We start from the raw sequence: 25,867 nt of genomic DNA on the forward strand, positions 1-25,867 counted from the left end.
GCGGGTGTTGCCGCCGCGATGTTAGTTTGCTGGCGTGGACGCCCACGCGTAGTTTTCCGTCAGATATTGGGCAACCGCATCAGATTGCAGGGCCTCAATAACCGCTTGGGTTTTGGGGTCTTCCAGATCCTGCGCGTTGACTGCGTAGCTTACGGCATATGCGTCCGTCAGTTCATTGCGCTCCTCTAGATAGAGCCGTTCTGCATCACCGGTCAGATCAAGCGAGCGCGCAAAAGTCGGATACATTACCGCCAGCTTGCGTCCTGCCTCATTATACGCACCCGCCGTGGTGGTGAGCGGGGTCTGTACAAATTGCAGGTCTTTGTCGTTGGCGGTGATATCCGACACCGACGCGTCAAAGCTCACCTCGTCAGACAGCGCAATCAAGCCAGCGCTTTGCAGCAGCAGAAGCGCGCGCGCCGTATTGACCCCATCATTGGGGATGAACACCGTCTCGCCCGCCGGGATCTGGTCCAGTGTCGAATATTCTGCGGAATACAGCGCGAAAGTGGCGTGATAAACGGGCTGTGCAATCAGCAGATCCGCACCCGCACGCGTATTGAAAATATCCATATAAAGTTCGTGCTGAATGAGGTTGCCGTCAATTTCACCATTGGCGAGCGCGGGGTTGGCCTCGGCATAGTTCAAAAATGCGACCTTTTCGATCTCGTAGCCGCGCTCCGCCAGCGCGGGTGAAATGGCATCCAGCAGGTCGGGCTTGGTGCTATCTGCGGAATAGAACGGATAGAATGACACCCCGAGTTTGATGGTCTCATTGGCAAAAGCAGTCCCAAACGTGAGCGCGTAAGCGGTCGCAGCAACGGCTGCGAGAGTTCTGAGCTTCGTCATGATTTTCTCGATTTTCCCTTTTTATCCACCATCCTGGCGAGGGCAGAACCCAATAGCTGAATGATCTGTACGGCGAGCACCATCAAGAGGATGATGACCCACATAAGCGGTTGGTTCCACATGTAGAAACCTTCCTGCAAGGCGAGGTACCCAATGCCGCCACCGGCAATAACCCCCACCACTGTTGAATAGGCAATCAGGCTGATGATTGCCGAGGTGAAGCCAAGGATCAAAGGAGACCGCGCCTCGACCAAAATAAACTCCGTTACCAATTGAAACCGGCTCACCCCCATGGAGCGCGCGGTGTGAAACACCTGCGGATTGATATCGCTGATCGCCTGTTCAACAAGGCGCGCGACAATCGCCACGCCAACCACCGATAGCGAAATCATCGACGCATAGATCCCGTAAGCGGTGCCGATCAGGGCACGGGCAACCGGCGCCATGATGATGAGGAGCAAAATAAAGGGCACCGAGCGGATGATATTGACCACCACGGCCAAAGGGTTTGCAAGCAGCGGGCTTGCCATAGGCCCACCCCGGCTGCAAAGCGAGAGCGCCATTCCGATCCCCGTCCCCAGCACGAGCGAGATCGAAAACGCCACCGCCACCATGTAGAATGTCTCGACAAATCCGACGATGATCTGGTCGCCAAAACGTGCCCATGTGTCAAAGGCCCAATCAAACATCCGGCATCCCCCAAATCTGTTCCATCGTCTCCACATGGAACTGCGGCGCTTTTTGGATGGGGCCGAGGCGTTTGATGCGCCCCTGTTCCAGATGCAGAACCCGGTCGCACATGTAGCGAACGACCTCGATCTGGTGCGATACCAGCACGATGGTCACCCCATAGGTTTGATGGGTCCGTTTCACCAGATCGAGAATGTCTTTGGAGGTCTGGCTGTCCAGCGCCGAGGTGGGCTCATCCAGAAACAGGATCTTGGGATCCGTGACCAAGGCACGGGCAATCGCAACCCTTTGCGCCTCGCCGCCAGACAGGGTGATCGGATAGGCCCGCGCGCGGTGGGCGAGGCCGACAAAATTCAAAAGATCGCGCGCTTTTTCCTCGCGCAGGCTGCGGGACATTCCTCGCAGTTTCAGCGGCAGTGCGACGTTTTCCACGACGTTGCGATTGTAGAGCAGGCTAAATCCCTGAAACACGGTTGCGCTTTGCTGTACAATCCTGCGCAACGCGCGTGCGCTGGTGGTGTGGTCGACCGGTTCCCCATCAATCAGAATGCGCCCGCTGTTGGGGCGCATCTGGAAACTCAACAGACGCAGCAGCGTGGTTTTCCCGGCACCACTCTTACCCACAATACCGAGGATTTCGCCCGCAGAGATCGCAAACGACACATCGCTCAGCGCTTTTGCGCTGCCCGCCTTGCCGGTAAAATCCATGCTGAGGTTTTCGACGGTAATCATGTTCAAATCTAATGTTCCGGTGACCGGCCCAAAAGCCAAGCACACAAAGGCTGAAATGGAATGTGGGGGTGTCGGCTTTACCGCACCACCCGCAGGCGACCACCGAGGACGCCATCGTGTTTTCGGGTTTGCGGCGCACCGCAGGAATGCCGCTCGGCAAACCTCAGCGCTTCTTCCATCAGTTCTGCATCCATATCTCCGTCAACCAGATCCAGCAGGAAATCACAACCGGCATGGAGATGTTTGCGGCGCATGTGGTGGATCATCAGCAGCAACAATTGCTCGTCTCGGGTGACAAGGGCGCGCATGCTTTGATCTGCCGGGTCGAGGACATCCAGCGCGTTCCCCTTGATACGCACGAGCGTAACGACGATCTGAGACAACCTGTGCACCAAGGGCAGCCCCGTTCGCGCCCCCCAGCGTTTCTCCGCATCGCCGTAAATGGGTATCCAAGATTTCCCTTCGGGACAGCGGCACGTCAGTGTCAGATCGCGGATAATAGGCAGCAGCGCGCATTCAAAGGCGTCGCACCCAATCTGTGACAGCGGGATCAGCGCTTGCTCCCCAAGGACATCCCACGAGGATGCGTCCCTGTTTACACCTGTCATCCCTGCCTCCCATCATCCGAGTTCAATATAGCCTAGCTTGGATCAATTCGGAGGGTATCGCGATCCGGCGGGGGGCGTCTTAATCCATTTTTTATGATGCCACCGGCCCGGTGCCAAGGGGGGAATGATGACCATTAAGACGGGGCGCGGGTCTGCGCGCCCCGTCTTAGGTTGGCCTTACTGGGATTTTGGGTCTGTTTTGCTGCGGCGCGTCCAGCTGCGCATGTGCTCAAAGACAATGAACAACAGCGGGATCAAAATCACACCGATCACTGCCGAGCCAATCATGCCAGCAAACACCGGAACCCCAACGGCAAACATGCTGTCCGCTCCCGGTCCCGACGCCGTCACGAGCGGCACAAGCCCAGCGATGAAGGCAAAGGATGTCATCATCACCGGGCGGAAACGCTCTTGCGCCCCCAGCACGGCCGCTTCCTCGATGGATTTACCCTCGCCCAGACGCAGCAGCGCGAACTCCACAATCAGGATGGCGTTCTTGGCGGCCAGCGCAATAAGCACCACGATCCCGATCTGCACGTAGACGTCCACCGACGATCCCGCGACCCAGACGCCGAATATGGCGACCATAACGGCAGCAACAACAGAGAGCATGACGCCCACGGGCACATTCCAGCTCTCATAAAGTGCGACGAGAAACAGATAGGCAAACAGCAGCGCAAAGCCCAACACGATGCCTGCCTGTACGGCAGAGCTTTTGACCTCAGAGGCCATACCGGTCCACTCATAGGCAAAGCCATTTGGCATCGAGGCCGCGCCGATTTCTTCCATCGCGGCGATGGCCTCGCCATCACCGATCCCGGCAGCGGGGCCGCCATTGATCGCGACGGCACGGTAGTTGTTGTATCTCACCAGCGATCTGGGGCCGGATTCCAGCCGCGCGGTCGCAAAGGACGACACCGGCACCATTTCGCCCGCCGCGTTGCGGATGCGGATATTGTTAATCGCGCCGATATTGTCTCTGTATTCGGCATCCCCATTGACCCAGACTGTGAACCCTTTGCCAAACAGCGTGATGTCGTTGACGTAGACACCGCCTAAGGTCCCCTGCAGCGAAGAGAACACCTGCGGCAAGGTCAGCCCAAGCGTGTAGAGCCGATCCCGGTCGATATCGAGGCGCACTTGCGGCGTTGCGGCATCAAAGGTGGAGTAGACAGCAGCGAGGCGTTCGTCCTGATTGGCCGAGACCACGATCCCATTCATGATCGCGGCCATCTCTGTGGCGTCCTGCCCTTGCAACGCTTCCAGCATCATCTCAAAGCCGCCGGTTGTCCCAACGCCCGGCAGGGCAGGTGGGTTCAGCGCAAGGAAGTTCGCCCCGCCAATCTGCTGCAATCGTCCAGTGATCCGGCGCACGATTTCGGTTGAGTGCATAGAGGGGTCTTCGCGTTCGGAAAAATCCGCAAGACGGATAAAGACAACACCCGCGTTCGAAGCAAGACCGCCATCAATCAGGCTGAAGCCCGCGACAGTGACTATACTGTCTACGCCCTCTTCTTCACGGATGAGGGCGTCCCCTTGTTCCAGAACCTCAAAGGTACGATCAAGCGATGCCCCCGGCGGCAGGGTTGCAACCGCAAGAATGAACCCTTTGTCCTCGGCCGGCAAAAAGCCCGAGGGCGTGATACTGCCGATCCTATAGGTGGCAAACCCAAAGAGGGCGGTCAAAACCAAGCTCAGAACCGCCAGCCGCGCCAGCCTGCGAATGACGTTGCCGTAGCCTCGGCTGAAGGCGTCGATCCCATCGGAGACTTTGCGCATAAAGCTCACCGGCTGTCCCGGTTTCATCAGCACCGCGCATAGGGCAGGCGACAAAGTCAGCGCGTTGATTGCAGAGATCACCATCGCAGCCGAAATGGTCACAGCAAACTGGCGAAACAGCACGCCACTTGATCCGGGCAGGAATGCAACCGGCACAAAGACCGACAGCAGCACCAAGGTGATCGCAATGATCGGGCCGGTGATTTCCTTCATCGCCTTGCGCGTCGCATCCGCAGGCGACAGGTCAGGCTCTTCGTGCATGACCTTCTCAACATTCTCAACCACGACGATCGCGTCATCCACCACGATACCAATCGCAAGGATCATCGCGAGGAGTGAGATCGTATTCGCCGAATATCCCAGCGCCAGAAGCACCGCAAACGTCCCGACAATAGACACAGGCACAGCAATGAGCGGAATAATGGTCGGCCTCAGACGGCCAAGGAAGACAAACACCACGATCCCAACAAGAATGAAGGCTTCGATCAGCGTGTGCTCTACCTTCTCGATCATCGCCTCCACGAATTCGGCAGTATCGTAGATAAAGCTGTAAGAGACCCCCTCGGGAAAGCGCTGCTGCAACTCTTCCAGCTTGTCGCGCACATTTTCTGCCACCGCGACTGCGTTGGCGCCGGGCGACAGGAAGACGGCAATCGGTGCGTTCGGGTTGCCCTCGAACCGGGTTTCAACATCGTAGGTTGCGGCACCAAGCTCCACGCGCGCCACATCCTTTACCCGAACAAAGGAGCCGTCCGCGTCGCTTCTGAGGATAATCTCCTTGAATTCATCGGCATTGCGCAGCTTGCCTTTGGTGACAATCGTCATCTGCAGGCCAGCCCCGTCTTCGACCAGGGGCGCGGCACCAATCCGCCCGGCAGAGGCTTGCAGGTGTTGGCTGCGAATGGCCCCCACAACGTCATCGACGGTCATCTGAAGATCCGACATTTTCTGCGGGTCGAGCCAAATGCGCATCGCGTAGTCACGGACGCCGTAGTTGAACACATCGCCCACACCGTCGATGCGTTTGAGCTCGTCAATGATGTTGATGGCGACGAAATTGGCCAAAAACATCTGATCATGGTCTGGGTTTTCGGAATGAAAGGTAAAGACCTGCAGAATGTCGGTCGAGGCTTTCTTGATCTTGAGACCCTGATCCCTGACCGCCTGCGGCAGACGCGGCTCTGCCAGTTTCACACGGTTTTGCACGTTCACCGTGGCAATGTCAGGGTCTTCGCCCAACTCAAAACTGACGGTTAGACTATATTCACCCGCGTTGTTGGAATTGGACCGCATGTAGCGCATGCCAGACACGCCGTTGACTTGGCTCTCAATCGGCACAGCGACGGCTTCTTCGACCGTTTCAGTGTCCGCGCCACTGTAGCTTGCGCTGACCTGAACGGTGGGTGGGGCAATTTCGGGATACTGCGCCACCGGGATGGCAGACATGGCAATCAGACCGGCAATCGTGATCACGATAGAGATGACCATCGCCAATCGCGGTCTGCGAATAAAGACCTCTGAAATCACAGCACCGCCCCCTAGTTGGCTTCGTTCAGGATGGACGGCGCGACCTTGCTGCCGGGGCGGGCTTTCTGGATGCCCTCAACAATGACTTTGGCCCCCGCGTCCAGCCCGGATTGCACAACCAGATATCCGCCGCGTTGTTCTCCGACTTCGATCCGCGCGGCCTTTACGATGTTGTCCTCATCCACGACCAGAACATAAGCACCCTGTTGATCCAGCAACAGCGCCTGAAGCGGCAGCGCGAGCTTGCTCGTGTCCTCATTCGCGACGATGTTCACATCGACAAGGCCATTATTTATCAACATGTTGTCGGGGTTGGGCACGGTGGCACGTACGATGATGGCGTCGCTTGATGCCGCTGCACTGACATCAGTAAAAGAGATCTTGCCGTGATGCTCATAGGTCGACCCATCGGCCAAGGTGAGCGAGACAAACACGTCCTCATTGCGCGCACCGCGTTTTCGAAAATCGATCATGCTGCGCTGCGGCACTGGAAAGCTGGCATAGATTGGATCGGATTGCACGATGGTGGCCATCGGACCCGACTGCGGGCTGATCAGATCCCCGGTAGAGACAACAGATCGCCCGATCAACCCGGTGATCGGCGCCGTGATCTTTGTGTAGGCGAGGTTGATTTCAGCCGCTTCGACCTTTGACTGGGCGGCGGCGACATTTGCTTGGCTCACCGCAAGATTGGCCTGCGATTCTTCTAAAAGGGCGCGGGACTGCACATCGCGTTTTGTCAGCTCTTCCTGACGATTGAATTTTTGCTGAGCCAGAGTCTCATTGGCTTGTGCAACTTGCAGGGCTGCCTGCGCTTGGGTCAGCGTGTTGCGGTAGATGTCTTGGTCAAGCTCGTAGAGCAGATCGCCTTTTTCGACAAAGGACCCTTCCTCGAAATGCCGCGCCTCAAGGTACCCCTGCACACGCGCAATCAAATTTACAGATTCGATGGCTTCGATCCGGCCAGAGAAGGTTTCGGACTCTTGAAAACTCCGCTCTTTGATGAGGGCGACTGTAACGGCGGGGGCGGGTGGTGCGGCGCTCTCACTTTGTGCATGTGCAGGAAGGGTGAGCGATGTAAATGCTACTAATAACAGGGACTTGATGGCGCATCCAATATGGCCGCGGGATTTCATTGTGGTACCAGCTGAAGCCATGCCGACCTCCCTAAATCATTATGCCTAACTACGCTTCTACAGTATAACTTATGATCATTAGACTACACTTGGTGCCACCTGCCAAGAAGATCGTTGCGATTGGCTCCGGGCGACTTGCCAGCCTGCGGGGCGGTTAAACACCCGCAATGAGCGGCTCTGTGCTGGCGTTGTCTGTCTCTTGCCCAAGGTCCGGCAGCATCGCGCATAGCCCGCCGGGAGAGACATGAATGGCCCGGATGCCGAGGGCGCGAGCGCCCGCGATATCTGTCTCCAAGTTGTCACCGATCATCACGGCACTTGCGGGGGGCACGGATCCCAGCGCCGCATGGAACAGATAGGCTGATGGTTTCCCGACCAATGTGATGTTTGGGCGTGGCACACAGGCTTTCAAAAGCGCCAGCAGTGCGCCGGTTTCGATCACCGGGCCATGTTCCCCCGGATGGGTCAGATCGGGGTTGGCCACGATCATCGGCACACCGCGTTCCAACAAAGGAAGCGCAGCTTCCAGCTGCGGGCGCGTGGCATCCCGGCACAGGACGATCGCTTCTGGCCTGTCAGAGGCAGGGCGCAAGCCGATCTTTCTGGCCCGCTCTTGCATGGTCGCACCCGCAAGCAGGCGAATTTCGCCAGAGGTCACGGTGTCACGCGCGCGCGCGAGGGCAGTTTCTCCGGCCAAGATGACCCGGGGTTCGGGCACAGACAGCCCCATATGTGCCAGCCGTCGCGACAGGGTTTCGGCAGTGTCGGTGGAGTTATTGCTGACCACAAAAAGTTTCGATGCATATCTGCGCACAAAGGCCTGAGCGCCCGGCAAAACGCGGCTGCCTGAAATCAGGCAGCCGTCGAGGTCACAGAGAATGCGCTCGGCGCGGTCCACAAGCGCGCGCGATTGCGTGGCGTCTGGCTGTTGGTCAGGGTGAGTGGCGGTGTGGCGCGAAGGATCGCTCATAGATCGCGAAAGCCCGGATGCACCATGGAAAGCGCGTAGTCCTCATCCGCCTGATCCGCAGGCGCATGCAACGAGAACCGGGGCGTGCGACTGGCAAACTCATGCAGATGCACCGTGACGCAATCCTCATCGGCCAGCACCACACCATAGGCGGGCTCGGCAAAATCGCCGTCGATGGCGTCTGCATCCGTGCCAAGGTCAAGCGTCACCTGATGATTGAGCCCACGCATGCATGAATAAGAGATGCCGCGCCAGTTGCCAAAGATCGCACGATGAACGTGACCAAAGAACAGGTGACGGATGCGCGGGCGATGCGGCTCAATGACGCGCCAAAAGGCGTCATGATCGAGCATCATGATCGCATCCATTGAGTTAATCCCATGGCGAAACGGCGGGTGGTGCATGAACAGGAACACCGGGCCAGAACTCTCGTCGAGTTGTTGTTTGAGCCACGCAAGGCGCTGGGCACAATAGCCACCTGCGTGGGTGCCGGGCGCTTTGGTATCGAGAAACAAACAGCTGCCCTGCGATGTCTCGCGACGCGATTGCACAAATCCGTGCTCATCCCGCGCAACCTCTGGGAAACAACGGGCAAAGGCCGCCGTATCATCATGGTTGCCGACCATCAGTACCAATGGCATCGACAGGCGGCGGATTTGGGCTTCAAAGGCGGCATAGGCATCCGCGTCGCCCCAATGGGTCAGATCGCCGGTGACGACGGTGAAATCCGCATCCCCATGTTCGGCGTTGATACTGTCCACAGCCAGCGCAAGGCGGCGGGCTGGGTTTGCGCCATAAAGCGTGCGGTCGCCGCCGATGACATGGGTGTCGGTAAGATGGATAAACTTCATGAGGGATCACACGTCTTAGATCATTTGAAAAGTGAGGCGGCCCTTACAAAGGCCGCCCCGGTGTGAGGCTGTGCCTCTCAGGTTAGCTGTGCGGCATCAGGTCTTCGATTTCCTCGGACAATTCTTGCTGCAGCTCTTCCATGTCCTGCGCGTCGCCGGTCACGATCCGCTCCAGGCCATCGTAGATCACCTGAGTGATCGCCAGCCCGTTGTCGCCGGGGTAGGCTTGCCAGTCGCGCAACAGCGGCAGTTGTTTCACGGCGGTCGCCTTCTGGGGGTTCTGCTCATAGAAATCGGCAAGGATGAGGTCGTTGGCTGCGCGGTTTGGTGGCATGTAGCCGGTGGTGCGGGCCACTTCGGCGGCGCCTTCGCCAGAGGTGATGAACTTGAGCCACTGCCAGGCGGCATCCCGCACGGCGGGATCATCCGAGGTAGAGGTCATCACAGCGGCATTGCCACCTGCGGGCAAGCCGGCGGGCTGGCCGTCGATACCGGGGTAGGCACCGGTGACAAAATCGAAATCATCCTTGATGGTCAGCATGCGGCCAACATTCGAGGTCGAGGTAAACATCATCGGCAAATCGCCCGCCGCAAAGGCAGAGTTTGCTTCATCACTGCTGAGGTTTTTCATCTCGCAGCCGTCGACGATCTTCTTGATGGTTTCCAGGGTCTTCAGCGCTTCTGGCGTGTCCATGTTGATGTGGTTGCCCTCTACCGGTGCAACGTCCTGCGTCCACATCAGCGCCTGAAAGAACCAGTTCCCGGTGATCGCCCAGTCCCAGTAAATCGGATTGTCGCTGCCTGATGCTTTCAGCGTCTGACAGGTTTGAACCACCTCGTCCCACGTGGTCGGCAATGTCTCGACCCCGGCGGATTTCAGCAGGTCCATGTTGTAATACCCGACGGGCAATGAAACAGAAAATGGCAGCCCGTAAACTTCACCCCCAAAGGTGGAGAGGGACAGCATCGCCTCGTGGTAGCCATCCTTTTGAAAATCAGCCTCTTTGGCGATGAATGGTTCTAGAGATTGCGCGATACCACGATCAACAAGGATCTGCTGGCGGTTCAGACCTTGCATGGTCACGTCGGGCAAATTGCCGGAAACCGCTTCGCGCAGGATGGTGTTGGAGGCGTCTTCATACTCTTCGTAAGAGGCGCGGATATTGATGTTGATGTTGGGATGCGCCGCCTTGAATGCGGGCATGATCGCCTCGTAGGTCACATCAAAAAGCGAGGAATACGGGTAGACGAAGTCGATGGTGATGGTGTCGTCCTGTGCCAGCGCGGGCAGGGTCGAGGTGGTGAGCAATAGCGCGCCAATAAGGGTATGTTTCATGTCAGAACTCTCTGGGTTTTCAGGTTGATTTTGCGAGGAGGAAGAGACCACGGGCCGGTCGGCTGGCCCGTGGGGCGGGTATTGAACGGGGCATGCAGCGGTCGATGTCGCTGCCGAAGGTTCTGGGCGGGTCACTTCATGCCCGACAGGGTGATCCCTTCGATGAAGCGCCGCTGCGCGAGCATGAATGCAACAATCAGGGGAATGACGATCACCGTGGCTGTTGCCATCATCGGCCCATAAAGGTTGCCATCCGCACCGGCCTGAAATTCGCGCAGGCCGAGCGGCGGGGTGAAGAGGCTCCGGTCTCCGGTGACGACGATGCGCGGCCAGAAATAGTCGTTCCAATGCGCCACCACCGAAAAGATCGCAAAGGCGAGCAGAGCCGGGACAGCCGTCGGCAGCATCACGCGCCAGACGATGGCAAACTCGGTCATTCCATCCATCCGTGCCGCATCCACCAGATCGTCCGGCACCGTCATAAAGAACTGGCGCATCAGAAAGATCCCAAAGGCCGATACGATCCATGGCACCACGAGAGCCGCGTAGGTGTTGGTCAGGCCGATCTTCGCGAGCCCCAGATAAAGCGGCAGTGCGATGGCATGTACCGGGATCAACAGGCAGAACAGGACCAATCCAAACACCGCTTCGCGCCCCCAGAACTTCAGTTTGGACAGGGCGTAGGCCGCAGGCAGCGCGATGAGGATCTGCAATAGGAAGATCGACGCGGTGACGATGACGCCGTTCAATAGGTAGCGCAGCAGCGGGGCGTCCTGAAACGCTGAGCGGTAGTTGAACACCACCGGCCGCACTTCGCAGGCCGCATTCACCTCTTCGGTGAGGAGGGTCTGGATGGCGCTGTCGTCGCGGTCGGGAAAGCGCGTGCGCGCAGTCTCGATATCTCCGCGGCGCGGCGCGTTTCTAAGCGCGCATTTCGGGTCCACCATCATCTCTTGCGCGCCAAACAGGCCACCGGTGCCACGTTCGATTTCAGCCGGAGATTTCAGCGAATAACTCAGCATCACCACAAAGGGGGCAAGGACAACAACTGCGCCGATCATCAGGATGAAATGACGGATCATCAGGGAAGGGGAGAAGCGGGTCATGTGTAATGGACCTTGCGTTCGGTGATCCAGCGTTGGATCAGGGTCAGGATCATGACGAAGATCAGGAACAACACGGTGATGGCCGCGCCGATCCCCATCAGGTTCTGCGTGACGCCCTTCTCGTAGATGGCAAACATCATGACATAGACGGATTTTCCGGGACCGCCGCCGGGCGAAAACAGCGCCTCTACCGTGTCAAAGGCCTGAAAGGCGCGGATGCAGGTGATGGTGACAACAAACACTGTTGTCGGCCCCAGGGCAGGCCATGTCACCAGCCGGAAGCGTTCCCAATAGGAGCGCGCACCATCCATTTCTGCGGCAGCATAAAGCTCTCGGGATACCCCCGTCAGTCCGGCAAGGTAGAGCACCATGTTAAAGCCGAAGCCCTGCCAGATGCCGATGAAACACACGACCCAGATCGCATAGTCGCGGTCCCCCAGCCACAGCGGTGCGCCCTCGGTGCAGACGCGGCCAAACCATGTTGCCTCCGGGCTAAGGTCAAGGAACGACAGGCTGAAAAGGCCACGGGTAAAGGGCATCGCACAAAGCCCCTCGAGCCCTCGGTTAATTACCCCGATAGAAGGGTGCAGCATCAGTTGCCAGACGATCGTCATGGCCAGAAGAGTTGCCATCACGGGCAGAAAATAGACGGCCTTGTAGATCGCGGCGCCACGGGTCAAGGATTGGATCAAGAGCGCCGCCCCAAGGCCAAGACCAACGGACAGCGGCACCACGGTAATCACATAGGTGAATGTGGCAGAGAGCATCTTGGTATAGGTCGACCGGGTGAAGATGCGTTCATAATTGTCCCAGCCCACCCAGTTGAAACTGGGATTACCCAATGAGTAATCGGTAAAACTGAGCATCAGCGCCAGCAGCACCGGGGCAATCAGAATGGTCAGCATCAGCGCCAGCGCTGGCGCACTCATCAGCCAGCCCGCACTCGCCTGTCGGCGGTCGGGATCGGCTGTGCTGCGCGCGCTGGACGGAAGATCTGCAACGCTCATGCCGGTATCTCCTGCAAGGCGCGCAGGAGATTGCGCTGGCGTTGACCTTTCGCATCAAAGATCAGCGCCCGGTTGGGATCAAAGGTCAGCCCCACTTTGGTCCCCAAATGAAGCTGCGCCTGCATGGCCGGATCCGTCCGCAACACCACCCGCTGCTCTGCACCGTCGAGGCTGATCTGAACAAACACCTCATGGCCGAGATTTTCCGCGTGAACGACACGGCCCTGCAGCAGCGGGGTATGATGGGTCAGGCTCAGCGCTTCTGGGCGCAGGGCAAGTTGCAGCGTTTGCCGTCCCTCGTGCAAGGCCAGAGGCAGGCCCTTGCCCAGCACCGAAATCCGCCCGCTGCTGTCGCTCTCGGCGGGCAGCACGTTGATCCGGGGCGAGCCGATAAATTCGGCGACCCGCAGGTCGTTGGGATCCTCATAGATGCGCGTGGGCGCATCGCATTGCAGGATTTCGCCGCCCATCATCACTGCGATGCGGCTCGACATGGTCATTGCCTCGACCTGATCGTGAGTGACGTAGATAAAGGTTGCAGCCAGACGCCGGTGCAACTCGGCAATCTCGGTGCGGGTGTGAACCCGCAACTTGGCGTCAAGGTTCGACAGCGGCTCATCCAGCAAGAAGGCGGCAGGCGCGCGCACCAGCGCCCGCCCAAGCGCCACCCGCTGTCGCTGCCCACCCGACAATTGTCCGGGCTTGCGATCAAGAAGCTGGTCGATTTCCAGCGTCTTGGCGGCCTCCAGAACGCGCGCGTCGATTTCACGCCCTCGTTCGCGGGCCCCCGGTACCGCGCGCCCGATCAGCGGTAAGCGCTGTGCGGTATTGAGTTGGCGCATCCGCAACGGCACCGCGATATTCTCTGCCACGGTCAGATGCGGGTAGAGCGCATAGGATTGAAACACCATGGACAGGTTGCGATCTGCGGCGCGCAGCCTGTCTACCGGCGCTCCGCCGATTTCGATGGAGCCACCGCTGGCGCTTTCCAATCCGGCGATGATCCGCAACAACGTCGACTTGCCGCAACCGGAGGGGCCGACCAGCGACACGAACTCGCCATCCGCGATTGCCAGATCGATGCCACGCAACACCTCTGTTTCTTTGAAATTCTTCCGGATGCCCCGAAGGGTCACTGTCGCCAATGTCCTGTCCTCTTATCCAATGCCCGGTCTGTCGGGCTGCGGTCGAGGCAAGAGCTAGAGGGGATTCTTGTGATTTGAGTGACACATTATTAGTCTAGGTTATAGCTTCGAAAACCTTATGAGGCCCTTATGAAACGCCCCACCTCGTCGCAGATCAGAGCCTTCAACGAAGTGGCCGCGACTGGCAGTTTCTCTGCTGCGGCGCGGGCTTTGGGCCTGTCGCAACCGGCGATCACCTCACAGATCAAGGCGCTGGAAGAGGGGTTTTCCGTCCGGTTGTTTGAACGCACCGCCAGCGGTTCTGAGCTGACCACACTGGGCCATCGCCTGTTTCAACGCACCGCCGCACAGCGCGAGGTGGAACGCGACGCTGCTGAAATATTGTTGACGGCGCGCGCGCTAGAGGTGGGAGAGTTGTCGATTGCCGCAGGCGCGCCGGGTCCGGCGATGGAGCAGGTCGCCCGGTTCCGCCAGCGCTATCCGGGGATCAAGATCGACATCTCCTTTGGCAATTGGCAGGAGGTTGTGACCGCCATTCGCGAGCGCCGCGCCGACCTTGGCATTCTGACCGCTGCACCCTCCGGGTCGGAAATGTTTCGCACGCCATTGCTCTATCAGTCATTGGTGGCGCTGGTGCCGCAAGCGCATCCTTTTGCCAAACGCGCAAGCCTGCGACTGGCGGATCTCTCCGGGCAGGCATTGTTGTTTCGCAGCGGGCGCTCGCAGACGCAACGCGAACTCAACGCGGCACTCAAAGCGCGAGGTCTCAGTCTGACGCCGCTGTTCTGGCTGGAATCGCGCGAGGCAGTGTTCGAGGCCGCAGCGCAGGGCGTCGGCATCGGTTTTATGTTCAACGCGGCCTCTCTGCGCGAGGGCGGCATCGTCAGAGTTCCGATCCTTGATATCCCGGAGACGTTTCCCGAGCATCTCTTTTGCCTGCGCACAAAGATGGACACACCCACGGTCAGCGCGTTTTTGGAAACCGCAGGCCGCGCGGGGACGTCAACGGAGGCTTAAACGCGCTGGCGGGCAGAGGGATCAGGTTTCCGGCGGCGGCGTGGCGGCAGGCGCGCCCATATGCATGGCGTGCTCCGGGCCGCCATACTCTGCAATCATCGCGTCTTGATCGGCAAAGGCCAGATCGTTCATCGCTGCCGGGTCGCAGATCATATTGAGCGCCTCATAAAGTTCCGCAAGCACGTCGGCACATTCGGGATCTGCGGCGCGATTGGTTGTCTCCTCCGGGTCGCTGTCCAGATCAAAGAGCTCCGGCGCAAAATCATGGTAGTGGATCAGTTTCCAGCGCCCTTTGCGCACCATATAAGCGCCGGAAACGGCACCGACCGCATGGTATTCGGAGAAAATCACCCGCTCAGGGTCTACGGCACGGGTGGCAAGGTCATAAAGGCTCTCCCCCGGTCGCTCCCCCTCAAGACATGCGCCGAAGTGATCAATGATGGTTTGCGACACATCCAGCAGGCTTACGGGCGTGGTGCAGGTGGTTGCGGGGATGTCCGGGCCGGCAAGGATCATCGGCACCGCCACGGATTCCTCATACATGTTTGATTTGCCCCACAAACCGCGCGCGCCCACATTGTCGCCGTGGTCCGAGGTATAGAGAATTGTGGTCTCCTCCAACTGTCCGTTGGCCTCCAGCGCGGCCATCAGCCGACCGATGTTGTCGTCAAGAAAGCTACAGAGCGCAAAGTAACAGGCGGCTGCCAGCTTGCGTTCAGCATGATCGGTGAAACCATCATCTCCCAGCAGCGCATAGTTTTGCTTTGCGACCCATGGGTGATTTTCGAACCCATCCATCGTGTGCAGTTTGAACGGTGGCAGGCTGTCCAGCGGATAGAAGTCCAGATATTCCTGCGGGACGATCAGTGGGAAATGCGGGGCCACCAACCCCACATAAAGACACCATGGATTTTCGTCTGTGGCGGCCTCCTTGAGCCACGCTTCGGTGCGCGCGATCACCGCCTGATCGTAGCGGGTGTAAGTGCTGTCGCCGGGGCCGATATAGGGGCCAAGCATCCGGCCTTCCTTGCGCACCCTTTCGTCTTCGCGCCGGATCGAACCCCAGACCATCCCCACGCCGTTGGCGACTTGCATCGGGATGTGCTCGACATCAAACCCGGCTGGATCTTCTTCGCTGCGATAATGCAGCTTGCCAATGCTCTCGACGCGGATGCCCTTGTCCTGCAACGCATGTCCCCACCCGCGCGGCTTGCCCGTGTAGGGCATCGCATTGTCCCAAAGACGAATGTCATGCACATACCGCCCCGACGCAAAGGCAGCACGGGCCGGGACGCAGATCGGTGACGGGGTGTAGGCGTTGCTAAAGCGGATGCCGCGCGCGGCCAAACGGTCCAGATTGGGCGTCTTGACCAGCGGATGACCGGCGCATGACAGCGCACGGGCCTGATGCTCATCCGACATGATAACAAGGAGGTTTTTTGTTCGCGTCATGGTGTGTGTCCGGTCGGAAAGTCAGTGATCTCGGCGGCCGCGCCGAGCTTGGTCAGTGCAGTGCGGATCATCGCCCGCTCCTCAGAAGAGAGCGCTTGCATCAAAAAGGCCTGACGGGCGTCCAGATCCGGCCGCAGGGTATCCAGCGCCACCTGCCCGTCGGGGGTCAGAGACAGGCGGAACTGGCGTTTGTCTGTGGGGTGGTCAGAAATCTCGACCAAACCGCGTGCTTGCAACTGGTTGACGGTTTTGGAGAACTGGCTTTTGTCAAAGCCCAGCACCTTGCGGATCGCGGTAGAGCCATCCGCAGCCTCCATGCCAATCACCCGGATGATGCGCCAATGGGGCAGGGTCAGATCACCATGCCGCGCAATCACCGCGCGCGCCTGCGCGGCGAGCTTCAGGCTCAACTGATGGATCATGAAGCTCAAAGGGAGCGCCGTCTCAATCCGGCTGGCCGCATCTTCGTCTTCGGTGAAATCACCCTGCATCTCATGGTCTCCTTTGGTTCAAAATTTGCCCATGATGGTGGAGTTGTCAACCTAGTCGTTGACAGGTCCACCACTTTGAGTCAGCCTGAATGCAAGAGGGAGGATATCATGAACATTTTTCTTAAGCCGCTTTTCGCGGCCTCAGTGCTGATCTCATCAACAAGTGTCGGACAGGCCGAAGACTGGGCACCCCCCGGTCCGATCACCATGTATGTCGGCTTTGCCGCCGGTGGGGGCGCTGACACGCAGGCACGGCTGATCGCGCAGGGGATCGAAGAAAAATATGGTTGGACCATCATTCCTCAGCAATTGCCGGGCAATTCCGGGCTGACGTTGGCAACGGAGCTGGTCAAGGCGCCCGCAGATGGCACGGCCTTTGGCATGGTCGTATCCGAGACGCTGACCTACTCGGCGCAGGCCGTTGGGGATCCAGCCTTGCAACTGGATAAATTTACAGCACTGGCAACCACCGCAGAGTTTCAGTCCGGCCTCGTCGCCATGGCGGGTGGTGCGTTCGACAGTTGGGACAAGGTCAAAGCCGCCGCAGAGGCCGGCACGCCGATCCGCTTTGCCACCGCCTCCGACCGGCAGGCCGATATGGCGTGGCATCTAGGCCAAAAGACCGGCATTGATTTTAATATCGTCGAGGTGCGCGGCGGTGCGGGTGTCATGGACGGGCTGCGCGGCGGTGATGTGGACATCGGCTGGGTCGCCGGGGCGCAGTCAAAATCGGTGCGGCAAGGCGAGATGACCAATATCGCGCGCGGCATCAAGGCCCCGTTGGCGGATACCCCCGATGCACCCGCTATCACAGATCTCGGCAGCGACTTCTATCTCGACGGCTACTTTATGTTCATCGCGCCGGGCGGTCTTGATCCCGTAGCACGTGAGGCGCTGGGCAATGCGATCCGCGCCGTGGCCGAAGACAGCGCAACCGAGGCAAATGCGCTGCTGACAAAGGGCTTTGGCGGTCCCTCGGTCCGGACGGGTGAAGATCTGGATGCCTATATGGCAGATGCCAATGCCGCCGCCGCGGCGCTGATCAAAGCGGTGTCCGAGTAACTCCGCAACCGGGGGCGCGCCTGTGCGACGTTTGACTTTCACACATGGTTTGGGACTGGCGGTGATCACGCTGGCGGTCCTCGCGCTGGTGTTTTGGGTGCCGCAGGACACGGTCTCGGGCTATCTGGTGTCAAAACGGGGCCGGGTCTCGATCGGGGATGCCATGGCACCGGGCGTGTCCCTTGGCCTGATGGCGCTCTCTGGTGGGCTGATCTTGTTAGAAGCCCGCAAGCGCGAGGCTGATATTCACCCCAATGGGCGCAGTCTCGGGTTTCTGCTCGTAATTTTGGTGATCTGCCTGATGGCGTTTGGGGCGATGATCTGGACCGGGCCGCTTGCAGTGGCCTTGTCCGGGGTGGACGACAGCTATCGCAACCTGCGCGATACCGCCCCGTGGAAATATCTCGGTTTCATTCTGGGCGGTGTGGGCCTCGTGACGGCGCTGATTTCTTTGGTTGAACATCGTGTGACGCTGCGGGCCGCACTGTTGGGCATGGCAGGGGTTGGCGCGCTGATCGGTGTCTTTGATCTCGCCTTTGATGATCTCCTCTTGCCGCCAAATGGTGACCAATGACTGAGATGCTGCATTACGTCTGGCTGGGAATCCTGTCGGTTTTTCAGGGGCCTGCGATACTGGAAATTGCTGGTATCGGCCTGCCAGTTGCGCTCGTCATGCTTGTGGCAGGGCTGATCACCGGCATTGCCGTGGGGGCAACGCCGGGATTGGCGGGGCCGATGGCCATGGCAATTTCGCTGCCGCTCTTGATCTCGGCCTTTGGGTTTACGCCCGATGCTTTGCTGCCGGTTTTTGGATTTTTGATCGGCATTATGAAAGGCGCAACATTGGGCGGTGCGGTGCCTGCAATCTTGTTCAATCTGCCCGGAACTCCAGATGCGATGATGACCACGCTTGATGGGTTTCCGATGGCGCAACAGGGCCAACCGCGCCGCGCCCTGCGCATCGCACAGCTGTCCTCGGTGGCGGGAGATACGTTTTCCGATCTCATGCTCTTTATCTGTGCGCCGTTTCTGGCGGTGGTGGTCGAAGCCTATCTTGACCTGCCGGAAAAGACCGCGCTGCTGATCCTGTCGATCTCCTTCGTGGCAGCTGTTATGGGGCGGTCAGTGGGCAAAGGACTGCTCTCGGTCAGCCTTGGCCTGCTGGTGGCCTACATCGCCACGGGGAATGATTTGTCGCCGCGCCTGACGCTGGGCTTTGATGTTTTACAAAGCGGCATCCCGTTGATCGCGGCCGTGCTTGGCGTACTGATCGTCGGAGAGATATTTGCAACGCTAGAGCGGCTTTGGCTTGATAATCATGCGCTTGACGTAATTCCGGTGGAGAAGGGCTCGACACAGGATGGGCTGCAGCCGGGGGATATTCGCCGAATTTCACCCTATGTGGGGCGGGGGGCTGTCATCGGTGCGCTGATTGGCGCTTTGCCGGGGGTCGGCTCCACTTTGGCGGCGACACTCTCTTACACGATGGCGGCGCGGCGCATCAAACGTCACCCGCAGGCGCAACCTTTGGGAACTGGCGCGCCCGAGGGTATCGCTGCGACCGAAGCTGCGAATTCCGCTGTTTCCGGTGCCAATCTCATTCCGGTTCTGTCGCTTGGTATTCCGGGCAATGCGGCCGCAGTTTTCTTGATCCTCGCCGCTGACAGCATTGGCGGCTTTAATCCCGGGCCGGGTGTCTTCAGTATGCCAGACGGGGCACTGAACCCGCAACTCGTCACGGTGTTTGGCATCTTTACCCTGATGTCATTGGGCAACGTCCTGAACTGGACCGTGGGGGGTGGAGTGATGCGGGCAATGGGCGGGCTGGCAAAGATCCCCGCAACGCGGCTATTGCCCGTTGTTCTGCTGGTCTCACTGACCGCGATCTATGTGCAAGAGACCTCGATGTTTGCCATCTGGTCCACATTGGCCTTTGGCGTGCTGGGCTGGGCCATGCGTAAGCTCGCAGTGCCGGTTTTACCGTTTGTCATCGCCTTTATCCTCGCCGGTCCCATTGAGCGCAGCGCCCGAGAGGCCTTTGCCGCATCCGGGGCGGACCCTTGGTTTTTGTTTTCCAGCCCGACCTCGGTGATACTGCTGCTGCTGGCACTGGCCGCGCTGATGTTCCTCGGGCGTGAGAGGTAGGCCCTCTATCACTGCGCTCCTTGGGAGGTCGGCGCGATATTTATGAAAATTCTAAACATGTTTTTAAAGAATGCAGACTAGAAATTCCGTGATGTCACCGCACCGGCTTAGCAGGCGGTTGAATGAGAAAGGGCAATACGGAAATGAAGTTCATCCACCTGATACCGGACAGCAACCATCTGGTCAGCTTGGCAAAAAACCTAGCCGATATAAAAAGCGATGACGCTCATGAAATCGTAGTGCTGCCATCCAACTCTCATCAGAAATCCTTTGTGGTGAAGGCGCAGGACATTTGGCCTTCGACGGCGACCTTCACGGGCAATCTGGCCTTTGCGCCAGAAGACATCGTGATCGTTCACAGCCTGTTCCTGCAGCATTCCTTCGAGATTTCAAAGCAGCTGATCCAGCGTCGCGCCCATGTTGTCTGGTGCATGTGGGGCGGCGATCTTCATATGGTCGCTCAGGCACCAGCGGGCTTTGACTTCCTGAATGGTTTTTCCTGTGCGATTTCGTTTTGCGGTGAATTGGTGCGCTATCCGCAGATTACCCTGCCAGAGATCCCCGGCTCCTGTCACAAGGTGGATGCGTCAACCCAATCCAGCGATCTCGACAAGGAAAAGCTGATCATTCTCGGAAATTCCGGCGATCCGTCCAACGACCACCTTTATATGCTTGAGCTTGCAAGCCACTTCAAAGACCACCGCTACCACATCCCATTCGCTTACAATGGGACACCGGACTATCGGGCACGCCTGATTGACAAAGCCCGTGACCTAGGTGTGTGGGAAAAGACGACGCTACAAGAAGGTATGCTGCCGTTGGAAGAGTACAACAGCATCATCGCTCGTGCGGAGCTATATTTTGCAGCGCACAACCGCCAACAGGCGCTGGGGTCTCTGGCCAGTGCCTATCTGAACAACACCCGTGTCTTCATGCGGCGGGTGATTACGACCCCAAGCGGTCAGACGATGGCCAATCCCGGCTATTTGCAGATGATGAACTTTGGCTACCCGGACGTGGAGGACATCTGCAGTCTGGAGAACGAAGACTTCCGTCAAGCGGTCGAGCTGAGTCCCTTTGTGCAAAACCAAGTGACGGATGTGCACATGCAGTCGACAGAGAACCGCGCGGCGGTGTTTCAGCGCGTGAAACACATCTGCTACGGTCGCGCGGCGCAATCCTGAGCTGCCCTTCAGCCATTTTTAACTAAGCTTCTTCACAGTTGGAACAGCACCATCGCGCCAAAACCTGCGCACGTGCCAAGTTCCTCTAGAATGTGAGAACCCCGAGATGACCCAGAAACCGATCCGCACCGATGCTGACCTTGCCATAAACGGTGCGCCCCCAGCACTGGATTTCCCCGTGCACGTCGGGCGCCCGAATGTAGCGGATCGCGACAAATTCATGTGGCTTGTTGACGATATTCTCGACCGCAACTGGCTGACCAATAACGGGCCGATGGTCTGCGAGTTGGAGCGCCGGATCGCGGATTATCTTGGCGTAAAACACTGCGTTGCTATGTGTAATGGCACCATCGCGCTGGAAATCGCCATTCGCGCCGTTGGTATGTCGGGCGAGGTGATCGTGCCATCTTATACGTTCATCGCGACCGCGCATGCGGTGTCATGGCAAGGATTGCGTCCCGTTTTTGCCGATGTCAGCGCCCAAGATCACTGTATTGATCCCGAAGCCGTGCGCCGGGCCATCACCCCCCGCACGACAGGGATTGTTGGCACGCATCTGTGGGGCGGGACATGCGACGTAGAGGCGTTGGAGTACATTGCAAGGGAGCATAACCTCAAACTGGTGTTTGATGCGGCCCATGCATTTGGATGTTCACACAATGGGCAACGCGTCGGGGGCTTTGGCGATGCCGAAGTCTTCAGCTTCCACGCCACCAAGTTCTTCAATAGTATTGAAGGTGGTGCTGTCACGACAAATGATGATGCCTTGGCAGAGCAGATGCGACTGATGCGCAACTTTGGGTTCTCGGGGCCAGATACCGTGAGCCACCCCGGCACCAACGGCAAAATGACTGAAATCAATGCCGCGATGGGGCTCGCCAATCTGGACGCGATCAGCAGCGTTATGGACGTGAATAAAGCCCGTCACGCTGCCTACGCAGCAGCATTAGACGGTATTCCTGGACTTCATTTGATGCCGGTAAAGGCCGAGGAGGAACGCAACCACCAATATGTCGTGCTCGAAGTGGATGCGGCCTTTCCGTACTCTCGTGATGAGCTTCTGGAGACACTGACGGCTGAGAATATCCTGGCGCGAAAATATTTCTGGCCCGGATGTCACCGGATGGAGCCTTACCGTTCCTTGCAGCCCAACGCAGGCCGGAAACTCCCGGTCACAGAGGAACTGGCGGAGCGGATCATCGTACTGCCGACAGGCCCCAACCTGCCAGAAGAAGCGCTCACCGTGGTCGGTGATGTCTGTCAACTGCTGTCCCGCCGCGCTGCAGGGACGGTTTTGAGCGACAATAAGCTGCGATTGCGGAAAGTTTCGTAACCGCAACCGGTGGTACCAAAGCAATGGTTGGGCGGCCCAAGTGCAGCGCACTCGATAATAAGACCGGGGCGGTACATACCAAAAAATGCCGCGCTGGTTTAGATTGGCAGGATGAAGAGCTGTGACAAAGACCAACCCATTTAACCCCGGATACTACTCTTCCAGTGAACTCCAAGGGATGGGGTTCAAATATGTTGGTCAGGATGTGCAGATCGCCAAGAACTGCACGATCCTTGGTTTGGAAAACATCTCTATCGGCGACAACGTGCGCATAGATGGGGGGGTCACCCTAGCTTGCGCAACCGGCGATCTCACCATCGGCAGTTACATCCACATCGGAGGGTACTGCCACCTTACGTGCTCCGGCGGGATCAGGTTGGGCGATTTCAGCGGGTTGTCTCAGGGCGTGCGCATCTATTCTGTGAGTGACGACTACTCCGGAGACTGCCTCACCAACCCAACGGTCCCGCGTGCATTTTTGAATGTCACAACAGCAGCTGTCGACATCGGCAAACATGTTATCATCGGCTCAGGAAGCGTCGTGCTGCCCGGTGCATCAATCGGCGACGGCGCCTCCGTCGGCGCTCTGTCTTTGGTCAACAAGCCTTTGGAATCTTGGGGGGTTTATTGCGGTGCACCTGCACGCAGGTTGAAAACACGTAGTAAGGCCTTGCTGCAACAGGAAGAAGAGCTACTGCAAGCAAGAGGGCGCGCACTGCCGGTTCTTTAGCGACAGCCGGGCTTTTCGCCATTCAAAAACTGGAAGACCAAAATAGCCACCCAAGGTCGAGGGTGGGACGCAACTTCTGACGCCTTCCGCCCGGTGCCCTGAACACATCACCTTCGCAAAATGTTATGCGCCGCATTTCCTGCGGGCACTTCTTTGGGTTGTGCGCGAAACTGCTCTGACTGGTCAGATCCGCCTTGGCAGGTGCAAGAGATCTGATTGAGGAGCGCGAGGAGAAAACTAATTTACTCCGCGTTTCCGCAAACATGATGGGTAATTTACAGAAGTTTTGCTGATACGCGCCTAAATCGCGCAATGACCAACCACCGCGTTTACAGTGTGACCAAAATTCCTTCTGGCGTGCAACGCGGAGGGAATCACGCAACGCTGGGAGGAGTTGAGGTGGCAAACGCAGGGCTAACATACGTGTCTGCGCCGTGGGTGGTTCAGCCCACAGGCCGCAATGCCACTGCTGTTTCTCTTTCTGGCCAACGAGATGGGGTTGGAACCGGATCAACACAGGGAGGCGAGCGTCTGCGGGCGCATGCAGGTGTTGGGTCGGTTTCGCGGCGGATCACAGTGCGCGAAAGCTCTCGCGCAGACATTCATCCCGCCGCCAACCACCTGCTGAACAAGATAAAAGTGGAGGAAGCACCATGAGTGCAAACGAAGATAGTAACGCATATTGGTCCGCCAATGTGCGGCTCATTCTGATCAGTCTGGTTATCTGGGCACTGGTCTCTTTTGGGTTCGGGATCATCCTGCGCCCCTTGCTCTCCGGCATTTCTGTCGGCGGCACCGATCTTGGGTTCTGGTTCGCCCAACAAGGCTCGATCCTCGTCTTTCTGGCGCTGATCTTCTTTTACGCCTGGCGCATGAACCAACTCGATAAAGAACACGGCGTGGACGAGGAGTAATCAGCATGGATCAGTTTACCCTCAACCTTCTCTTTGTGGGTGCGTCCTTTGCGCTCTACATCGGGATCGCGATCTGGGCACGGGCCGGATCAACCTCGGAATTCTATGCCGCAGGGCGCGGCGTCCACCCGGTCACCAACGGTATGGCGACCGCGGCGGACTGGATGTCGGCGGCCTCCTTTATCTCCATGGCGGGTCTGATTGCCTTCACCGGCTATGACAACTCCTCCTTCCTGATGGGCTGGACCGGTGGTTACGTGTTGCTGGCGCTTCTGCTTGCGCCTTACCTGCGCAAGTTCGGCAAATTCACCGTTTCCGAATTTATTGGCGACCGTTTCTACAGCCCGACCGCGCGTCTGGTGGCTGTGATCTGTCTGCTGGTGGCCTCAATCACCTATGTGATCGGACAGATGCAGGGTGTGGGCATCGCCTTTGGGCGTTTCCTTGAAATCGACGCCTTCTGGGGTCTGTTGATCGGTGCCTGTGTGGTCTTTGCCTATGCGGTGTTTGGCGGCATGAAGGGCGTGACCTACACGCAGGTTGCACAATACTGCGTGCTGATTACCGCCTACACGATCCCGGCGGTGTTTATTTCGCTGCAACTCACAGGAAACCCAATCCCGGCTCTGGGTCTGTTTGGCTCCACCGAGAGCGGCGAGCCACTGCTGGCAAAGCTCAACCAGATCGTCACCGACCTTGGCTTTGCGGAATATACAGCCGCGCATGGCTCCACCATCAACATGGTGCTCTTTACCCTGTCGCTGATGATCGGCACCGCAGGTCTGCCGCACGTCATCATGCGCTTCTTTACGGTGCCGCGTGTGTCTGATGCGCGCTGGTCGGCGGGTTGGACCCTTGTTTTCATTGCGCTTTTGTATCTGACAGCTCCGGCTGTGGGGGCGATGGCGCGTCTCAATATCTCTGACCTGATGTGGCCCAACGGCACAAATGCCGAGGCGGTCAGCGTCGAGCAGATCGAAACCGATCCGGAATACGCGTGGATGGCCACTTGGCAGAAAACCGGCCTGTTGGGTTGGGAAGACAAGAACGGCGACGGGCGCATTCAATATTACAATGACGCCAATGCCGATCTGCAAGCCAAAGCCGAAGCCAACGGTTGGAAAGGCAACGAGCTGACCAACTTCAACCGCGACATCCTTGTGCTCGCAAACCCCGAGATTGCTTCGCTTCCGGGTTGGGTCATCGGTCTGGTTGCGGCCGGTGGTCTCGCAGCCGCGCTCTCGACCGCAGCGGGTCTCTTGCTGGCGATTTCGTCAGCCGTGAGCCACGACCTCCTCAAAGGTCAGCTGACCCCGAACATGTCGGAAAAATCCGAGCTTCTGGCGGCGCGGATCTCCATGGCAGCAGCGATTGTGGTGGCGGTGCTTCTGGGCCTCAACCCGCCGGGTTTTGCGGCGCAGACGGTGGCGCTGGCCTTTGGTCTGGCGGCGGCCTCGATCTTCCCGGCGCTGATGATGGGCATCTTCTCGACGCGCATCAACAACAGCGGTGCGGTTGCGGGCATGCTGGCAGGTCTGGTTGTGACCTTGCTCTATATCTTCCTGCATAAGGGCTGGTTCTTCATCCCGGACACCAATTCGTTCACGGATGCCGACCCGCTGCTCGGCCCGGTCAAATCCACCTCCTTTGGTGCGATTGGCGCTCTGGTCAACTTTGCCGTGGCTTATGTGGTCACCAATATGACCAAAGAGACCCCGCAGCACATCAAGGACCTCGTCGAGAGCGTGCGTGTGCCGCGCGGCGCAGGTCAGGCGGTCGACGGTCACTAAGACCCATAGGCAA

Annotated in this window: 23 protein-coding genes; 9 read left to right on the forward strand and 14 right to left on the reverse strand. The window is 58.5% G+C overall.

All coding sequences use genetic code 11. The annotated features are described in order from the left end of the window. Positions 1-21 precede the first annotated feature (21 nt). The 12 genes from K529_RS18720 to K529_RS18775 form a co-directional block, all read right to left on the reverse strand. Positions 22-849 (reverse strand): MetQ/NlpA family ABC transporter substrate-binding protein, encoded by an 828-nt coding sequence (locus K529_RS18720; protein ID WP_005610363.1) that lies wholly within the window; start codon positions 847-849, stop codon positions 22-24. Then, positions 846-1,538 carry a methionine ABC transporter permease gene (locus K529_RS18725; protein WP_005610365.1) on the reverse strand — a complete coding sequence of 231 codons (693 nt, stop codon included), beginning with the start codon at positions 1,536-1,538 and terminating at the stop codon, positions 846-848. Before K529_RS18725 ends, K529_RS18720 begins: the two co-directional genes overlap by 4 nt. Then, the gene (locus K529_RS18730; RefSeq protein WP_005610368.1) at positions 1,531-2,271 is read right to left on the reverse strand and encodes a methionine ABC transporter ATP-binding protein; all 741 of its coding nucleotides are present in this window, start codon (positions 2,269-2,271) and stop codon (positions 1,531-1,533) included. Before K529_RS18730 ends, K529_RS18725 begins: the two co-directional genes overlap by 8 nt. 77 nt (positions 2,272-2,348) lie before the next feature. Beyond that, entirely contained in the window at positions 2,349-2,879 is a 531-nt protein-coding gene (locus tag K529_RS18735) for a hypothetical protein (protein WP_005610371.1), read from the reverse strand. A 177-nt stretch (positions 2,880-3,056) separates the two neighbouring features. Continuing rightward, entirely contained in the window at positions 3,057-6,185 is a 3,129-nt protein-coding gene (locus tag K529_RS18740) for an efflux RND transporter permease subunit (protein WP_040641339.1), read from the reverse strand. Between the two features lie 11 nt (positions 6,186-6,196). Next, positions 6,197-7,342, reverse strand: coding sequence for an efflux RND transporter periplasmic adaptor subunit (locus tag K529_RS18745; protein ID WP_005610375.1), 1,146 nt, complete (start codon positions 7,340-7,342; stop codon positions 6,197-6,199). A gap of 133 nt (positions 7,343-7,475) precedes the next feature. Continuing rightward, entirely contained in the window at positions 7,476-8,291 is an 816-nt protein-coding gene (locus tag K529_RS18750) for an HAD-IIA family hydrolase (RefSeq protein WP_046002557.1), read from the reverse strand. Next, complete coding sequence (locus K529_RS18755; RefSeq protein ID WP_005610379.1) at positions 8,288-9,142, reverse strand: phosphodiesterase; 855 nt, start codon at positions 9,140-9,142, stop codon at positions 8,288-8,290. Before K529_RS18755 ends, K529_RS18750 begins: the two co-directional genes overlap by 4 nt. A gap of 82 nt (positions 9,143-9,224) precedes the next feature. Next, positions 9,225-10,478 (reverse strand): ABC transporter substrate-binding protein, encoded by a 1,254-nt coding sequence (locus tag K529_RS18760; protein WP_005610381.1) that lies wholly within the window; start codon positions 10,476-10,478, stop codon positions 9,225-9,227. Between the two features lie 131 nt (positions 10,479-10,609). After that, entirely contained in the window at positions 10,610-11,584 is a 975-nt protein-coding gene (locus tag K529_RS18765; RefSeq protein WP_005610383.1) for a carbohydrate ABC transporter permease, read from the reverse strand. Beyond that, a complete protein-coding gene (locus tag K529_RS18770) occupies positions 11,581-12,591 on the reverse strand; it encodes a carbohydrate ABC transporter permease (RefSeq protein WP_005610385.1) in 1,011 nt (336 codons plus the stop codon). Before K529_RS18770 ends, K529_RS18765 begins: the two co-directional genes overlap by 4 nt. Continuing rightward, positions 12,588-13,736 (reverse strand): ABC transporter ATP-binding protein, encoded by a 1,149-nt coding sequence (locus K529_RS18775; protein ID WP_046002556.1) that lies wholly within the window; start codon positions 13,734-13,736, stop codon positions 12,588-12,590. The genes K529_RS18770 and K529_RS18775 overlap by 4 nt, the downstream gene beginning before the upstream one ends. Before the next feature lie 129 nt (positions 13,737-13,865). Between K529_RS18775 and K529_RS18780 the strand changes: the two genes are divergently transcribed. Next, a complete protein-coding gene (locus tag K529_RS18780) occupies positions 13,866-14,753 on the forward strand; it encodes a LysR substrate-binding domain-containing protein (RefSeq protein ID WP_046002555.1) in 888 nt (295 codons plus the stop codon). A 21-nt stretch (positions 14,754-14,774) separates the two neighbouring features. Here the strand turns inward: K529_RS18780 and K529_RS18785 are convergent, their stop codons facing one another. Continuing rightward, complete coding sequence (locus tag K529_RS18785; RefSeq protein ID WP_005637093.1) at positions 14,775-16,205, reverse strand: sulfatase-like hydrolase/transferase; 1,431 nt, start codon at positions 16,203-16,205, stop codon at positions 14,775-14,777. Then, on the reverse strand, positions 16,202-16,696 hold the full coding sequence (locus K529_RS18790) for a MarR family winged helix-turn-helix transcriptional regulator (protein WP_005637090.1): 495 nt from the start codon (positions 16,694-16,696) through the stop codon (positions 16,202-16,204). The genes K529_RS18785 and K529_RS18790 overlap by 4 nt, the downstream gene beginning before the upstream one ends. A 108-nt stretch (positions 16,697-16,804) precedes the next feature. Between K529_RS18790 and K529_RS18795 the strand changes: the two genes are divergently transcribed. The 8 genes from K529_RS18795 to K529_RS18835 all read left to right on the forward strand — a co-directional run bounded on the left by K529_RS18795 (position 16,805) and on the right by K529_RS18835 (position 25,854). Then, on the forward strand, positions 16,805-17,758 hold the full coding sequence (locus K529_RS18795) for a tripartite tricarboxylate transporter substrate-binding protein (protein WP_005637088.1): 954 nt from the start codon (positions 16,805-16,807) through the stop codon (positions 17,756-17,758). 22 nt (positions 17,759-17,780) lie between these two features. Then, a complete protein-coding gene (locus tag K529_RS18800) occupies positions 17,781-18,332 on the forward strand; it encodes a hypothetical protein (RefSeq protein ID WP_227512287.1) in 552 nt (183 codons plus the stop codon). Beyond that, positions 18,329-19,903: a tripartite tricarboxylate transporter permease gene (locus K529_RS18805; protein ID WP_005637082.1), complete on the forward strand. Its 1,575-nt coding sequence runs from the start codon at positions 18,329-18,331 to the stop codon at positions 19,901-19,903. The genes K529_RS18800 and K529_RS18805 overlap by 4 nt, the downstream gene beginning before the upstream one ends. 122 nt (positions 19,904-20,025) lie before the next feature. Beyond that, complete coding sequence (locus K529_RS18810; protein WP_040643025.1) at positions 20,026-21,087, forward strand: TDP-N-acetylfucosamine:lipid II N-acetylfucosaminyltransferase; 1,062 nt, start codon at positions 20,026-20,028, stop codon at positions 21,085-21,087. Positions 21,088-21,193: 106 nt separating this feature from the next. Further along, complete coding sequence (locus K529_RS18815) at positions 21,194-22,420, forward strand: DegT/DnrJ/EryC1/StrS family aminotransferase (protein WP_005637076.1); 1,227 nt, start codon at positions 21,194-21,196, stop codon at positions 22,418-22,420. 178 nt (positions 22,421-22,598) lie between these two features. Continuing rightward, positions 22,599-23,150: an acyltransferase gene (locus K529_RS18820; RefSeq protein WP_005637073.1), complete on the forward strand. Its 552-nt coding sequence runs from the start codon at positions 22,599-22,601 to the stop codon at positions 23,148-23,150. Positions 23,151-23,803: 653 nt separating this feature from the next. Beyond that, the gene (locus tag K529_RS18830) at positions 23,804-24,064 is read left to right on the forward strand and encodes a DUF4212 domain-containing protein (RefSeq protein WP_005637070.1); all 261 of its coding nucleotides are present in this window, start codon (positions 23,804-23,806) and stop codon (positions 24,062-24,064) included. Positions 24,065-24,069: 5 nt separating this feature from the next. After that, positions 24,070-25,854: a sodium:solute symporter family protein gene (locus tag K529_RS18835; RefSeq protein WP_005637067.1), complete on the forward strand. Its 1,785-nt coding sequence runs from the start codon at positions 24,070-24,072 to the stop codon at positions 25,852-25,854. The last annotated feature ends 13 nt before the right edge of the window (positions 25,855-25,867 follow it).

Origin of the sequence: Tritonibacter mobilis F1926 (assembly GCF_000376545.2) — a bacterium.
Lineage (GTDB): Bacteria > Pseudomonadota > Alphaproteobacteria > Rhodobacterales > Rhodobacteraceae > Epibacterium > Epibacterium mobile.